Genomic DNA, 15103 nt, shown 5'->3' with positions numbered 1-15103 from the left:
ATGTGGTTGTCATGTGGACGTAACGTTGATGCCATGCGGGACCGCTACCGCGCCTCCCAAGCCGGCTGAAGAAGCCGGGACCAGCCGGGGGAATACCATGAAATCGAACTTGTCGAACCGCGTTCGCGGTCGCGTCCTTGCGCATGCGCTGCTCGCCGGCTCCGCGCTGACCTCGTTGACCGTCGCGAGCGCACACGCGCGTCCCAACGCCGCCGCCCCGGCCGGCGCGCCGCGTGCGGCCGGATCGATCACCGGCAACGTGTCGCAGGTCGGCAGTGGCGAGTATCTCGACGGCGCGTCGGTCTCGATCCCGGCGCTGGACCTGTCCACGGTCGTCGATCGGACCGGACGGTTCACGCTGCTCGGCGTCCCCGCGGGAACGCACGAGATCGTGGTCCGCTATGTCGGCTTTCCCGACGCGCGCCGGACCGTGACGGTCGCCGACGCTGCCGTCGCGCTCGACGTGGCGATGACTACCGCCGTTGGTGCGACGGCAGGGGAGGGCGCAGGGGAGGGCGGCGAGATCGTCGTTTCCGGCTCGCGCCCGATCGCGGAATCCGAAGCCGCAGCGCTCCAGATCCAGCGCACCAGCCCGTCGCTGGTCTCGGTCATCGCGTCGGATTCGATCGGTCGCCTGCCCGACCAGAACGTCGCGCAGGCGGTCAGCCGTCTTCCCGGCGTCGGCGTCCAGCGCGACCAGGGCCAGGCGCGCTACATCACGTTGCGCGGTGCGCCGATCAACTGGACCACCTTGTCGATCGACGGCATCAACGTCGTCAGCCCTGAGGGCCGCGATGCTCGCTTCGATTCGATCCCGTCGGCGATCGCCTCGCAGATCATCGTGCGCAAGGCCGTCACGCCCGACATGACCGGCGAGACGATCGCGGGCAACGTCGACATCATCACCCGCTCGGCGTTCGACTATCCGGGCATGAAGGTGCAGGCCAAGGGCGGCCTCGGCCATGTCGAGCTCGGCAAGAAGACCGAATATGAGGGCTCGCTCGTCGTCTCCGACCGGATCGACACCGGGATCGGCGAGTTCGGGATCGTCTCGTCCGCCAGCCTGTATCGACGCGGCATGGTCACCGACAATTTCGAGACCGACTTCGAGGCGGTCAAGGAAGACAAGCGTCCCGGCTACGAGACGCGCAACTGGGCCCGCGAGACCGAGAACAAGCTCTACCGCCTGACGCGCAAGAACTACTCGCTGTCGACGCGGCTCGACTGGCGCCCGGCCCCCGGGCACAAGCTGTTCGCGGAAACGATCTATTCGGCGTTCGAGGATCACGAGCTTCGCAACAACTACATCTTCGATCTCGACGACCAGCAGTCGCGCACCCCGACCGGCAGCGCAGCGTGTACGGTCAATTCGCGGCCGGCATCGGGCACGACCGGCTATGCCGATGTCTGCACCGGCAACACGCCGCTGCTCGGCACGGTGTACGGCGTCGATCTCAACTCGAACTTCACGGTACGCCGCTACAAGCAGTCGGTGTTCACCAACACGGTCGGCGGCGATCATGAACTCGGCGAGTGGAAGGTCGCGTGGCGCGGCAATTTCACGCGCTCGATCGACGATCGCTCGCAGCCCGCACAGCTCAACTACGACAGCCCGTCGTTCGGCACCAACGGCGCGAACGCCGCCAACCGCCTGACCGTGGGCTATGACCTGACCGATCCACAGCTCGCCAAGGTCCAGCTGTACCGCACGATCCGCAATGCCGACGGCACGTTGTCGCGTGGCGCACAGGTAACCTCGATCGAGGATTTCCCGCGCACGCTGAGCCGGTTGCGGTCGCTCAAGGCCAAGGACGTGACCGAGGCCTATACCGCCAAGCTCGACATCAGCCGCGAGGCATCGCTGTTCGGCGCGTCGACCGTGTTCGCCGCCGGCGTCCGCTACGATGACCGGACCAAGACCGCGAACGAATATCTGCTCGAACTGACCACCGCGGCGCAGTTCGCCGCCGCCGGTATTCCCACCGCCTATTCGGCGATCGCGACCACCGGCGGTTTCCAGGGCGAGATCCCGCTCGGTTACACCTTCCAGTATTTCGACGAGGACAAGATCCTGGCGCTGGTCGACAAGGCCAAGACCGTGAGCAGCTACAAGGCGGTCGACGCCAATTATTACGAAGTCGGCGAGAAGGTCTATTCGGCCTATGCGATGGCGACCACCACCACCGGCTGGGGCAGCATCATCGGCGGTGCCCGCGTCGAGCACATCCGCAACGACGCTCGCGCCTTCTCGATCAATGCGGCGACCAGCGTGGCGACCCCTGTCGAGTTGAAGTCCAGCCAGACGCTCGTCTATCCCAGCCTCCACTTCAACTGGGACGTCAACGATCGGATGAAGGCGCGGCTGTCGTTCAATACCGGCGCGGCACGCCCCGATTACGACCAGCTGCGCCCGAACCTGAGCTATAACGATGCCGACGCGACGATCTCCGGCGGCAATCCCGATGCCAAGCCCGAAAAGGCCAAGGGCGCCGATCTCTACGTCGAATATTACACCATGCCGCGCGGCTTCATCTCGATCGGCGCCTATTACAAGCACGTCACCGACGTGTTGTTCGACTCGACCGAAACCTTCGGGCGGGCGACGCTGAACACTGGCGGCGTCGATCGGTCGGGCTATCTCTACTCGACGATCGTCAACGGCGGCAAAGGCTACATCATGGGGATCGAGGGCGCGATCCAGCAGCAGCTCGACCCCTTCACCGCCGACCTCGGGCTGCCGGACTGGATGGGGGGCTTCGGGGTCCAGCTCAACGCGACGATCAACAAGAGCCGCGCCGATACACCTGCCAGCGCAGGCATCCCGTCGCGCAAAGTGCCACTGCCGGGTGCATCCGACGCGATCTACAATCTGATCGGCTATTACGAGAAATACGGCTTCTCCGCGCGTGTCTCGTACCAGAACCGGTCGGCGTGGCTCGACGCGATCGGCTCCGTGGCGGACGTCGGCGGCACCGTCCGCGGTGTCGATGGCGGCGATTTCTACTGGGCCAAGGACAACGAGCTCGACGCGTCGGTACGCTATGCGATCAACGGCAATGTCGAGATCTACGGCGATTTCGCCAATCTGCTGAACGGGCCGGGCCGTCGCTATGTCGGATCGTCGGCGTACACGATCGAGCATGAGACGTTCGGCCGGCGCTACACCGGCGGCGTACGGGTGACGTTCTGATGCGCATGCTGCCCTTCATCGCGATATTGCTGGCGGGATGTGCAACGACCTCGACCCCGGTGGCGGTCGAGGCGCCGATGGTCGCCGCGACCGCCGAGACCGACCCGGTCGACACCGCCGCCGATGCCGCGGACGATCCCGCGATCTGGCGCGACGCGGGCGATCTGGCGAAGAGCCTCGTCATCGGCACCGACAAGAAGGCGGGAATCCACGTCTACAGCCTGACGGGCAAGCGCCTGAGCTTCACCCCGGCCGCGCGGCTCAACAACGTCGACTTGCGCGATCTGGGGACGCGCGTGATCGCCGCTGCCAGCGACCGGGCCGACATCGCCACCGCACATGTCTCGCTGTTCACGCTCGACACGGCGGCGGCGAAGCTCGTGCCCCTCGGCCGCTTCCCGGTCGGTCCGGGCGAGGCCTACGGCATGTGCCTCTGGACCCGCGCGCGCGACCACGCGCTGTTCGGCTTCGTCGTGTTGAAGGACGGCCGCATCGACCAGGTCGCGATCGACCTGTCCGGCGCATCGCCCAAGGTCACGACGGTCCGCTCGATGAAACTCGGCACCCAGTCCGAAGGCTGCGTCGTCGATGATCGCACCGGGCAGCTCTACGTCGCCGAGGAAGATGTCGGCCTCTGGCGCTTCGACGCAGACCCATCCGCGCCGGTCACCGCAACTGCGATCGCCAAGGTCGACGGCAAGACGCTGGTCGCCGACGCGGAAGGGCTCGCGCTCGCCCCGTCGGGCAGGAACGGCGGCTATCTCGTCGTGTCGAGCCAGGGCGACAACGCCTACACGCTCTACCGCCTGCCGGGCGTCACCTATGCCGGTCGCTTCCGCATCGGCGGGGGCGCGATTGACGGTACCAGCGATACCGACGGGATCGAGCTGATGCTCGGCAACTTCGGCCCCGCCTACCCTCAGGGCCTGTTCGTCGCTCAAGACGGCGACAACGCACCGGCCACACAAAACTTCAAGTATGTCAGCTGGGCGAGCGTGAAGCGCGCGCTGAAGTTACGCTGATCCTCACGATGGCACGCCGTCGCAATAGGCGGCGACCATCGTGCGAATGTCGACCCGCGCCCTGAGGCGCGCGGCGAGCAAGGCGGTGCCGCTGATCTTACGCTGGACGAACAGCGTGTCGATCGGCGGCAAGTGCCAGGTATCGCGGTCGCGCGCGATCTCGGTGCCCTGTTCGCGCAGCACGCCGACGAACGCGCGGTCGCCGAAGTCGAACGGGCCGGGCTTGGCGAGTTCGGCGAGGATGACGTCGATCATGCGGTCGACCAGTGCGCGGTGCTGGAGCACGGCCGCCTCGCCGAGGAACCCGGCGGCGATTGCGGCTTCGCGTACCGCGTCACGGTCGCCGGCGAGGGCTGCGGTAAGCAGGCGGCGATACCCGTCGCCGGTCTCGGCGGGCAGGGGACGGGCGGCGCCGAAATCGAGCAGGACCAGCTTTTCCGTCTCGGGCTGCCAGCGGTAGTTGGCGAAGTTCGGATCGGTCTGCATCAGCCGCCAGTCGAACAGCTCGCGCAGCACGAGCGAGATCAGGTCGTGCATCACCCGGTCGCGGACATCCTGCGACGCGGTTTCCAGCGTCTCGACGGGCACGCCGGTGACGAAGCTCATCGCGAGGACTCGTGGCGTGGTGAGCTCGGAATAGAGTGTGGGCACGACGAACTGCGACTGGTCGGCGAGCAGGTCGCCGTAGCGTGCGAGCATCTGCGCTTCGCGGAGGTAATCGGCTTCCTCGTGAAGCTGCTTCTTCGCCTCGTCGAGCAACGGCGCGATGTCGAGCGACTTGGGGAGCATGCCCGACACGCGCAGCAGCGTCGCGACGTTGTCTACGTCGGCGTCGATGCTTTCCTTCACACCGGGATACTGGACCTTGATCGCCAGTTCGGTGCCGTCTGGCAGGCGCGCGCGGTGGACCTGGCCGATCGAGGCCGCAGCGACCGGGTGCGCCTGGAAATGCGCGAACCGGCGGCGCCAGTCCTTGCCCCATTCGGCGGCAAGCACGCGATCGAGCTGCTGCGGCGGCATGTGGTTCGCGTTGTTGCGCAGGCGGGCGAGGATGGTCGCGAGTTCGGGCGGGAGCATGTCGCCCGCGTCCATCGAGATCATCTGCCCCAGCTTCATCGCGGCGCCACGGAGGTGCGAGAGCTGGTCGGCGACGCGCGTGGCGTTGGCGAGGGTGAGGAGGAGATCGCCGATCTTGGGGCGTTCGCCATTTGCTAGGCGGCGCGCGCCTTCTGCTACTACGCCGCCGGCGACGCCGCCCGCGAGTTTGCCGAAGACGCCGAGGCGGGCGAGGCGGCCGCTCGGGATGGCGCGTCCGGCGCTGTTGCCGTTGTCTTCGGTCACGGGTGTTCCTTGGGTTTTGGGGGCGGTGCGTCTTGGACGGGATATGGGTGGCTCTAGCGGTCGATCAATCAGCCTCACGGCGCGAAGTTAACCGAGGCTACCCCTTCTTGTTCTCCCGCGAAGGCGGGAGCCCAGACTGGGTCCCCGCCTTCGCGGGGAAACAAGCTTGGCGCGGACATCGGGCCATGCCGTTCGTCATCCTCGACCCCATCGTCATCCCCGCGCAGGCGGGGATCCATAAACTCGACCACTCGCGCTTCGATCGCGCCGTCAGCCAGTGTGGGTTCCCGCCTCCGCGGGAATGACGGAAGGGGCGCCGGCCTGATCTCTCCTCCCATTGAACGCGCCGGGAAGAGGGTTCGTTAGGCCTTAAAGAAAGAGGGCGCCCGGATTGCTCCGTGCGCCCTCTTCCAATTCAGCGACGTGGCGAAGCCACGCCGTCGGTCGTCGCTACTCGCGACGCCGGCCGACAGCGGCTGTGCGCTCTCGCGCACCGCTGCCGGCTCGGCAGCTCACCCGCTATAGTACATGTCATATTCAACCGGGCTAGGCGTCATCTCCCAACGCGCAACCTCAGCGTACTTGATCTCGACATAGCTCTCGATCTGATCCTTCGAGAACACGTCGCCCTTCAGCAGGAAGTCGTGATCGGCCAGCAGGCATTCGAGCGCCTCGCGGAGCGAACCCGCGACGGTCGGGACCTGCGCGAGTTCTGCCGGCGGCAGGTCGTACAGGTTCTTGTCCATCGCTTCGCCCGGATGGATCTTGTTGAGGATGCCGTCCATGCCGGCCATCATCAGCGCCGCGTAGGCGAGATACGGGTTGGCCAGCGCGTCCGGGAAGCGCACTTCGACGCGCTTCGCCTTGGGGCCGGTGCCGTACGGAATGCGGCACGATGCCGAGCGGTTGCGTGCCGAGTAGGCGAGCAGCACCGGTGCTTCGTAGCCGGGGACGAGGCGCTTGTAGCTGTTGGTCGACGGGTTGGTGAACGCGTTGACCGCCTTGGCGTGCTTGATGATGCCGCCGATGAAATACAGGCACATGTCGCTCAGGCCCGCATAGCCGTTGCCGGCGAACAGCGGGGTCTTGCCTTCCCAGATCGAGAAATGCGTGTGCATCCCCGAACCGTTGTCCTCCTTGATCGGCTTCGGCATGAACGTCGCGGTCTTGCCGTACGCATGCGCGACCTGGTGGACGACGTACTTGTAGATCTGCATGCGATCCGCGGTCTGCGTCAGCGTGCCGAACGTCAGGCCCAGCTCGTGCTGTGCGGCCGCGACCTCGTGGTGATGCTTGTCGCAGGGCAGACCCATCTCGATCATCGTCGAGACCATCTCGCCGCGGATGTCGACGGCGCTGTCGACCGGCGCGACCGGGAAGTAACCGCCCTTGGCGCGCGGGCGGTGGCCGAGGTTGCCGCCCTCATATTCGCGACCCGAATTGCCCGGCAGCTCGATGTCGTCGATCTTGTAGTAGCTGGTCGAATAGCTGTTCTCGAAGCGGACGTCGTCGAACATGAAGAATTCGGCTTCGGGGCCGACATACACGGTGTCGCCGACGCCGGTGGTCAGCAGATATGCCTCGGCGCGCTTGGCGGTCGAACGCGGATCGCGCGCGTACAGCTCGCCGGTCGACGGATCGGCGATGTCGCAGATCAGAATCATCATCGGCGTCGCCGAGAACGGATCGACATAGACCGCGTCGAGATCGGGCTTGAGCGTCATGTCGCTCTCGTTGATCGCCTTCCAGCCCTCGATCGACGAGCCGTCGAACATCAGGCCGTCGGTCAGCTCGTCTTCGCCGATCAGGCTCGCGACCATCGTCAGATGCTGCCACTTGCCCTTGGGATCGGTGAACCGCAGATCGACCCACTCGATCTCCTGGTCCTTGATCATATTGAGAACGTCGGAGGCCGAATTCGCCATGATGCTTGCCCTTCGTTTTGAGATTTCCACCGCGTCATGCGGGGAATCTAATTGCGGTATGGAACAGAATTTCCACACAATGTTGCGTCGCGTCAAATGACGATGTCGTCACTCGTCGTCAACGCAATATGCGCGGTTCGGAACTAGATTGCGTCGTCGTCGCGCTCGCCGGTGCGGATGCGGAGCGCGCTCTCGACCGGGATGACGAAAATCTTGCCGTCGCCGATCCGGCCGGTCTGTGCGGCTGCGGCGATCGCCTCGACGACGCGTTGCGCGAGCCCGTCCTCGACGACGACCTCGAGCTTCACCTTGGGCAGGAAGTCGACGACATATTCCGCGCCGCGGTACAGCTCGGTGTGGCCCTTCTGCCGGCCGAAACCCTTGGCCTCGGTCACGGTGATGCCGCTCACGCCGATCTCGTGCAGCGCTTCCTTCACCTCATCCAGCTTGAACGGCTTGATGATGGCTTCGATCTTTTTCACAGGTACGCCCCCGATTGTCGTTGAAACCCTCGCCCTTTCGGACGAGCCGTCCGCCCTGAAGGGCGCCTTGCACCAAGCGTGCCAGCCGCAGCGCCCTCGGGCAACCGCGGAATATCGTTGATTTCACTGCCCGAAATTGCGGCACCTGAACGGTGCGTGCGCAATTTAAGGGCAGCGGAGCCGATCACAGGATCTCGTGCAGCCGGGCGATCGGGCGGCCGAGCCGGACGCCCTTGTCTGTCTCGATCAGCGGGCGCTCGATCAACAGCGGATCGATCATCATCGCATCGAGGATCGCCTCGGCGTCGCGGTGCTTGACTGCCTTGGCGCCGTCCTCGGCCATGCGGAGCCCCTGGCGCGGCGTCATGCCGGCGCGGTCGTAGAGGCGGACGAGTTCAGCGCGGGAGGGCGGGTTCTTGAGGTATTCGACGATCGTGACGTCCGCTCCTGCCTCTTGCAGCAGCGCGAGCGCCTCGCGGGACTTCGAGCAACGCGGGTTGTGGTAGATCGTCGCCTTCACGAATGCTCCGTCATATCGAAACTAACGTCAGCCAGAACACAGGTCCCAACCGCTTCTTGTTCTCCCGCGAAGGCGGGAGCCCAGTCTGGGCTCCCGCCTTCGCGGGAGAACAAGCTTAGTACCGTGGGGAAGTTACGCCCCCTGCTTGGCCAACCACTCTTCCAGCCACTTGATCGTGTACGCGCCTTCCTGGAACTCGGGATCGTCGAGCAGCGCACGGTGCAGCGGGATCGTCGTCGTGACGCCCTCGATCACCATCTCCTCGAGCGCACGCCGCAACCGGCGCAGCGCACCCTGCCGGGTCGTCCCGTAGACGATCAGCTTGGCGATCATCGAGTCATAGTAAGGCGGCACGCGATAGCCCGCATACAGTCCGCTATCGACGCGCACATGCATCCCGCCCGGCGCATGATACACCTTCACTAGCCCCGGCGACGGCGCGAACGTGCGCGGGTCCTCGGCGTTGATGCGGCATTCGATCGCGTGCCCGCGGAACTGGACGTCTTCCTGACGGAGCGTCAGCGGATGACCCTCGGCCACGCGGATCTGCTCGCGGACCAGATCGAGGCCCGTGATCATCTCGGTCACCGGATGCTCGACCTGGAGCCGGGTGTTCATCTCGATGAAGTAGAATTCGCCCGCTTCCCACAGGAACTCGATCGTCCCCGCGCCGCGATAGCCCATGTCGGCCATCGCCTTGGCGACGATCCCGCCCATCCGCTCGCGTTCTTCGGCGGTGATGATCGGCGAGGGGGCTTCCTCGAGCACCTTCTGGTGGCGGCGCTGCAACGAGCAGTCGCGCTCGCCCAGGTGGATCGCGTTGCCCTCACCGTCGCCGAAGATCTGGAATTCGATATGCCGCGGGTTACCGAGGTATTTTTCCATGTAGACGGTGGCGTCGCCGAACGCGGCCTTCGCCTCGCTGCCGGCCTGCTGCATCTGCGTTTCGAGGTCTTCGGGGTCGTTGACCACCTTCATCCCGCGACCACCGCCGCCGCTAGCAGCCTTGATAATCACCGGATAGCCGATGTCCTCGGCGATCCGCTTCGCCTCGGCGATGTCGCTGATCGCACCGTCCGAACCGGGGACGAGCGGCAACCCGAGTGCGCCCGCTGTGCGCTTCGCCTGGACCTTGTCGCCCATCGTGCGGATGTGCTCGGGCTTCGGCCCGACGAACAGGATGTTGTGGAGTTCAACGATCTCGGCGAACTGCGCGTTCTCGCTGAGGAAGCCGTAGCCCGGATGGATCGCATCCGCGCCCGAGATTTCGGCGGCCGAGATGATGTTCGGGATGTTCAGATAGCTGTCGGCGGCGGACGGCGGTCCGATGCAGATCGCCTCGTCGGCGAGCCGGACGTGCATCGCGTCGGCGTCGGCGGTCGAGTGCACCGCGACCGTCTTGATGCCCATCTCATGGCAGGCACGGTGGATCCGCAGCGCGATCTCGCCGCGATTCGCAATGAGCAGCTTCTTGATTTGCGGCATTATTCCACCACGACCAGCGGCTGGTCGAACTCGACCGGCTGGCCGTTCTCGACCAGAATCGCGGTCACGGTGCCCGCCGACGGCGCGACGATCGTGTTCATCACCTTCATCGCCTCGATGATAAGCAACGTGTCGCCCGCATTGACCTTCTGGCCGACCGTCGAGAACGGCTTCGCCTCGGGGTTGGCGGCGAGATAGACGGTGCCGACCATCGGTGACTTGACTGCGCTCGCGCTGATCGCGGGGGCGGACGCGCCGACCTCGGCCTGCGGGATCGACAACGGTGCCGAGACGGGGGCCGGAGCAGGCGCCGGCGCGTAATGCGCGACGGGTGCTGCCTGGGCGGCCTTGCGCGCGACGCGAATCCGGCGCGAGCCGTCCTCGACTTCGATCTCGGTCAGCTGCGTGGTGTCGAGCAGTTCGGCGAGCTGGCGCACTAGGGTCACGTCGACCTGCATCGCACCGGCGTTTTCGGTTGTATCGTTCATGGCGGGGCCTCCTGTCAGAACCGTGCGACGGCTTCAAGCGCGAGCAGATACGAAAGCGCGCCGAAACCCGCGATCGTACCCTTGGCCGCCTGACCGACCAGGCTCACATGCCTGAACGATTCACGCGTGTGGGGATTGGAAAGATGCACTTCGATCACCGGCGTCTTCACGCCCTTGATCGCGTCGTGCACCGCGACCGAGGTATGTGTGAACGCACCCGCGTTGAGGATCACCGCCTTCGCACCGCGCGCCTGCGCCTCCTGGATCCAGTCGACGAGGTGGCCCTCGTGATTCGACTGGCGCATGTCGATCTCCAGGTCGAGCTCGCGGGCGCGGTCCTCCAGCATCCCGGCGATATCGTCGAGCGTCTCGTCGCCATAGATTTCCGGCTCCCGCGTTCCCAGCAAATTGAGGTTGGGGCCGTTCAGGACGAATATCGTATCGGGCAAGGGCGGCCTTTCGGTTACGGGTCGGTTGCGGGTGCTGCGGAGCGGTCTCTATATGCGCGTCACGCCATTCCTTACAGGCCCGTCTCGCGACAAGTCGAGCCGCGCCTTCACTGTATAGTGGATCACGCACCCATGCCCCATTCCGATGGCACCGTCTCGATCACCGTCAACGGCGAGCACAAGCGCGTCTCCGCCGGGCTCAGCCTCGCAGGACTCGCGACCGAACTCGGCCTCGTACCCGAGAAGATCGCGGTCGAGCGCAACATGGAAGTCGTGCCGCGCTCGACCCTGGCGGACGTCATGGTCGAGGACGGCGACGACCTCGAGATCGTGCATTTCGTCGGCGGCGGCGACCATGACGACAGCTGGACTGTCGCGGGCCAGACCTTCAAGTCACGGCTGATCGTCGGCACCGGCAAGTACAAGGATTTCGCGCAGAACGCCGCCGCGGTCGAGGCCTCGGGCGCGGAGATCGTCACGGTCGCGGTCCGCCGCGTCAACGTATCCGATCGCAACGCTCCGATGCTGACCGACTTCATAGATCCGAAGAAGATCACGTACCTCCCCAACACTGCTGGCTGCTTCGATGCCGAATCGGCGATTCGCACGCTGCGACTGGCGCGCGAAGCGGGCGGCTGGGATCTCGTGAAGCTCGAAGTGCTTGGCGAGGCGAAGACGCTCTATCCGGACATGGTCGAGACGCTGCGCGCGACCGAGATCCTCGCCAACGAGGGCTTCAAGCCGATGGTCTATTGCGTCGACGATCCGATCGCCACCAGGCGCCTCGAAAATGCCGGCGCGGTCGCGATCATGCCGCTGGGCGCGCCGATCGGCTCGGGACTCGGCATCCAGAACCGCGTGACGATCCGCCTGATCGTCGAGGGGGCAGGGGTGCCCGTGCTGGTCGATGCCGGTGTCGGCACGGCGTCCGATGCGGCGGTGGCGATGGAGCTCGGTTGCGATGGCGTGCTGATGAACACCGCGATCGCCGAGGCGAAGGACCCGCTGATGATGGCCGCCGCGATGAAGGCCGCGGTCGAATCGGGGCGTCTGGCATACCGTGCCGGGCGGATGGGGCAGCGTCGTTATGCCGATCCTTCGAGTCCATTGGCGGGGTTGATCTGAAACATAGGTCATGACGCAAACGTCACGGAACCCACGGTAAAGACGGCCGTTATACCTCTGCAAGTTCAAGCGGCCCGGTTGGCGGGTTCGCACAGCAAGTGGAGGCTCTGATGGGCGAGTTCACCGACAAGGTCGCAGCAGCAGGCAACAAGGTTGCAGGCAACGTCAAGGAAGCCGTCGGTAAGGCGACCGATAACGAGAAGCTGGTAGCCGAAGGCGAAGCGCAGCAGGCCAAGGGCACTGCGCAGAACGTCAAGGGCAGCGTCAAGGGCGCACTCGGCGACGACATCTAAGCTTTGGCTTAGTGTAAGAATACAGGTCGCTTCGGGAAACCGGAGCGGCCTTTTCTTTGTGTGGTCTATTCCGCCGTATTGCAACCGCAAACACGACAACCACTACCACCCCGGCGAGGGCCGGGGCCCAATTGGGAAACGGCGCTGATTAGCGGTATCGCGCTGTTACCTCGGACATGCCAATTGGGCCCCGGCCTCCGCCGGGGTGGTGCGGCGGGCTAGGCCAAACGCCCTTGCCCTACCGCGCAAACCCCATCACGAGCACCCTCATGACTCTCCCCACCCGCACCTACGCCGCGTTCCTGTTCGACATGGACGGCACGATCCTTACCTCGATCGCCTCCGCCGAGCGCACCTGGACCAAATGGGCGATCGCCCACGGCCTCGACGCCGCGACGTTCGTGCCGACAATCCACGGCGTGCAGTCGGTCGAGACGGTCCGCCGCCTGAACCTCCCCGGCGTCGACCCGGTAGCGGAAGCCGCCGCGATCACCGCCGCCGAAATGGAGGATGTCGACGACATCGAACCGATCGCGGGTGCCGCGGCATTTCTCGCCAGCCTGCCGCCCGAGCGCTGGACGATCGTAACCTCTGCCCCCCGCGCGCTGGCCGAAGTTCGCCTGAAAGCTGCCGGCCTGCCGATGCCCGCCACCATGATCGCCGCCGACGACATCCCGAACGGCAAACCCGCACCCGATTGTTTCCTGGTCGCGGCCGAACGCCTCGGCGTCATGGCAAGCGACTGCCTGGTGTTCGAGGATGCCCCCGCCGGGATCACGGCTGGCGAGGCGGCGGGCGCGGACGTTCTGGTAATCACCGCCACGCATGGATCGAGCCATCAGCTGGATGACCGTCGACTGCAGATAAACGATTATCGGAATGTGACGGCGACGGTCACGTCGGACGGTCAACTGATGGTGAAGTCCCGCTAAGATCCGCGAACGGCACGTTTAAAGCGGGGTGCCACAGTGTTGTGCACGCGCGATCAACTCATCGAGTGCCGCTTCGTCGAGCCGTCCGGCCGTGCGCAACGCCGCTTCGGGAGTCATCGCGATGACCGCCCCGTCCGGCCCGTCGATCACGACCTCGCCATTTTCATGGAAGACGTCGCGGGGTTCGGCATGCGGACGGGTCATCACGCTCTCCTGATCTTTCAGGATAAACGTCGGTCGGGACGGATAGGTCCGCGATGCTGACCGACTAGGGTCAGCCGGCGACCAGTTCGCCCATCCAGCGATCGAACAATTGCGGCCACAACGACCCCGGCGAGCGCGGCGAGAGGCGCGTACCGAAGCCGTGTCCACCATGCTGGAGGAAGTGCGCTTCCGCCGGGATGCCGGCCCGACGTGCCGCGGCGAGCGTGTCGACGCTGTTGGCGACCGGCACGGTAGTGTCGTCCTCGGCATGGACGAGGAACAGTGGCGGGTCGCCAGCCTTCAACTGGCGATCGATCGCGTAGCGCGCCTGTACCGCGGGCAGCGGGTCCGGCCCAAGCAGGTTCGCACGCGATCCGCCATGGCTGCGGCCGGGGTCCATGTTGGAGACCGCGTACATGAGACCCGCCCAGGCCGGTCTCGCCGAATGGCGATCGGCGGCGTCGACCGGGCGATAGGCCTTGAAATCGTGCAGCACGGCCACCGATCCCGCCAGATGGCCGCCTGCGGAAAACCCGAGCACGCCAAGCTTCTCCGCCCTGATCCCATAGCTGCGCGCGTTGGCACGGATCAGCCGCATCGCCCGCTGCGCGTCGGACAGCGGCACGTCGGCGCGGTCGGCCCAGCCTTCGCCCGGCAACCGATAGCTCAGCACGAACGCGGTGATCCCAAAACCGTTCAGCACCCGCGCCACGTCGATGCCCTCGTTGCGCAGCGACGTGATCGAATAGCCGCCACCGGGCACGATCAGTACCGCGCGACCATCCGGCCGAGCCGGGCGAAACACGCCGACCTCGGGCCGCACCACGCCGTGCATCTGGAAGTCACGATAGCCGTCGGGATAGCGCGGCATGCGCGGCTGCGGGATCGGCAGCGGGTTCGGCGCGCCTGCCGGGATACCGGGCCAGAGCGCAAATCGCTCGGCGGGCGGCCACATCGGCACATCCGGCGCCCGCGGTTGCGCGGCGGTGAACTGTCCACCACTCCGGGCAAAAGCCGGGAGCGTCAGCCCGGCGGCGAGCGGGAAGGTGAGGAGCGAACGGCGATCGAAAGTCATGCCGCAAGTCTAGACGATCCGCGCACGCTCGGGGAGGGGAGCCTGACACGATCGGTAATTATTTCGGGAAATGACCGTCAGAATACCGCGAGCGCCGCGTGCAGCGTCAGTGCGACAAGCATCAGGCTCGACAGCATGAAGAAGACGAACCGGTGGCGGACGCGATTGGTCGTCGCCTGAACCACGCTGTGCACGATCCGCAGACCGACATACGCCCAGGCGATCCAGGCGTTGACCCCGTTGCCCGTGCCGCTCAGCGCCAGCACCGCGCAGACCCCGTAGAACAGCGTCGGCTGCTCCATCAGATGATTGTAGTTGTGCGCCTTCCACTGGATGTTCGCTGGCAGCCCGCGGTCCGCGTCGGCCGCCTTGGTCCCGACCAGCTTCCCCATGTCGACGCCCGCCGCCTTCATCGCCGGCAGGCGGGTGGCGAGCGTCCAGCCCAGCATCACGAGCGTCCACGCGATCAGCACCACCATCGGTCGCAGGATATCACTATGCACGAAAAAGCCTCCCCCGGTTATCCGAAGGAGGCTGCATCAATTGCCCCACAGGAGCAACGGTATCTGATC

The 15103-nt window shown here is 65.6% G+C and carries 15 protein-coding genes; 5 read left to right on the top strand and 10 right to left on the bottom strand.

The genetic code is table 11. The annotated features are described in order from the left end of the window. Nucleotides 1-97: 97 nt before the first annotated feature. Complete coding sequence (locus tag BM244_RS12055; protein WP_175518191.1) at nucleotides 98-3190, top strand: TonB-dependent receptor; 3093 nt, start codon at nucleotides 98-100, stop codon at nucleotides 3188-3190. A gap of 5 nt (nucleotides 3191-3195) precedes the next feature. Beyond that, a complete protein-coding gene (locus tag BM244_RS12050; protein ID WP_175518209.1) occupies nucleotides 3196-4212 on the top strand; it encodes a phytase in 1017 nt (338 codons plus the stop codon). A gap of 3 nt (nucleotides 4213-4215) precedes the next feature. Here the strand turns inward: BM244_RS12050 and BM244_RS12045 are convergent, their stop codons facing one another. The 7 genes from BM244_RS12045 to aroQ form a co-directional block, all read right to left on the bottom strand. Next, the gene (locus BM244_RS12045) at nucleotides 4216-5553 is read right to left on the bottom strand and encodes an ABC1 kinase family protein (RefSeq protein WP_093399202.1); all 1338 of its coding nucleotides are present in this window, start codon (nucleotides 5551-5553) and stop codon (nucleotides 4216-4218) included. A gap of 512 nt (nucleotides 5554-6065) precedes the next feature. Further along, a complete protein-coding gene (glnA, locus tag BM244_RS12040; RefSeq protein ID WP_093399201.1) occupies nucleotides 6066-7478 on the bottom strand; it encodes a type I glutamate--ammonia ligase in 1413 nt (470 codons plus the stop codon). Between the two features lie 143 nt (nucleotides 7479-7621). Then, nucleotides 7622-7960: a P-II family nitrogen regulator gene (locus BM244_RS12035; RefSeq protein ID WP_055875939.1), complete on the bottom strand. Its 339-nt coding sequence runs from the start codon at nucleotides 7958-7960 to the stop codon at nucleotides 7622-7624. A 184-nt stretch (nucleotides 7961-8144) separates the two neighbouring features. Continuing rightward, nucleotides 8145-8480 (bottom strand): arsenate reductase family protein, encoded by a 336-nt coding sequence (locus BM244_RS12030; protein ID WP_093399200.1) that lies wholly within the window; start codon nucleotides 8478-8480, stop codon nucleotides 8145-8147. 132 nt (nucleotides 8481-8612) lie between these two features. Continuing rightward, nucleotides 8613-9965 (bottom strand): acetyl-CoA carboxylase biotin carboxylase subunit, encoded by a 1353-nt coding sequence (gene accC / locus BM244_RS12025; RefSeq protein WP_093399199.1) that lies wholly within the window; start codon nucleotides 9963-9965, stop codon nucleotides 8613-8615. Continuing rightward, on the bottom strand, nucleotides 9965-10453 hold the full coding sequence (gene accB / locus BM244_RS12020) for an acetyl-CoA carboxylase biotin carboxyl carrier protein (protein WP_093399198.1): 489 nt from the start codon (nucleotides 10451-10453) through the stop codon (nucleotides 9965-9967). The genes accC and accB overlap by 1 nt, the downstream gene beginning before the upstream one ends. Nucleotides 10454-10467: 14 nt before the next feature. Next, nucleotides 10468-10902: a type II 3-dehydroquinate dehydratase gene (gene aroQ / locus BM244_RS12015; protein WP_093399197.1), complete on the bottom strand. Its 435-nt coding sequence runs from the start codon at nucleotides 10900-10902 to the stop codon at nucleotides 10468-10470. 132 nt (nucleotides 10903-11034) lie between these two features. On the opposite strand from aroQ, the gene thiS reads away from it, so the two are divergent. From thiS to BM244_RS12000, 3 genes are all read left to right on the top strand, one after another. After that, nucleotides 11035-12027 (top strand): sulfur carrier protein ThiS, encoded by a 993-nt coding sequence (gene thiS / locus BM244_RS12010; protein WP_093399196.1) that lies wholly within the window; start codon nucleotides 11035-11037, stop codon nucleotides 12025-12027. 110 nt (nucleotides 12028-12137) lie between these two features. Next, nucleotides 12138-12320 (top strand): CsbD family protein, encoded by a 183-nt coding sequence (locus BM244_RS12005; protein ID WP_056050734.1) that lies wholly within the window; start codon nucleotides 12138-12140, stop codon nucleotides 12318-12320. 269 nt (nucleotides 12321-12589) lie between these two features. Further along, nucleotides 12590-13252 (top strand): HAD-IA family hydrolase, encoded by a 663-nt coding sequence (locus BM244_RS12000; RefSeq protein WP_093399195.1) that lies wholly within the window; start codon nucleotides 12590-12592, stop codon nucleotides 13250-13252. Between the two features lie 18 nt (nucleotides 13253-13270). On the opposite strand, the gene BM244_RS11995 is transcribed toward BM244_RS12000, so the two are convergent. From BM244_RS11995 to BM244_RS11985, 3 genes are all read right to left on the bottom strand, one after another. Next, a complete protein-coding gene (locus BM244_RS11995) occupies nucleotides 13271-13456 on the bottom strand; it encodes a hypothetical protein (protein ID WP_093399194.1) in 186 nt (61 codons plus the stop codon). A gap of 70 nt (nucleotides 13457-13526) precedes the next feature. Then, complete coding sequence (locus BM244_RS11990; RefSeq protein ID WP_093399193.1) at nucleotides 13527-14531, bottom strand: alpha/beta hydrolase; 1005 nt, start codon at nucleotides 14529-14531, stop codon at nucleotides 13527-13529. Nucleotides 14532-14608: 77 nt separating this feature from the next. Next, nucleotides 14609-15034 (bottom strand): MAPEG family protein, encoded by a 426-nt coding sequence (locus BM244_RS11985; RefSeq protein ID WP_093399192.1) that lies wholly within the window; start codon nucleotides 15032-15034, stop codon nucleotides 14609-14611. Nucleotides 15035-15103 lie beyond the last annotated feature (69 nt).

The organism is Sphingomonas sp. OK281 (genome assembly GCF_900115295.1).
Taxonomy (GTDB): domain Bacteria; phylum Pseudomonadota; class Alphaproteobacteria; order Sphingomonadales; family Sphingomonadaceae; genus Sphingomonas.
Note: the sequence above shows the minus strand (reverse complement) of the source record. Positions and strands in the feature narration are given on the sequence as shown.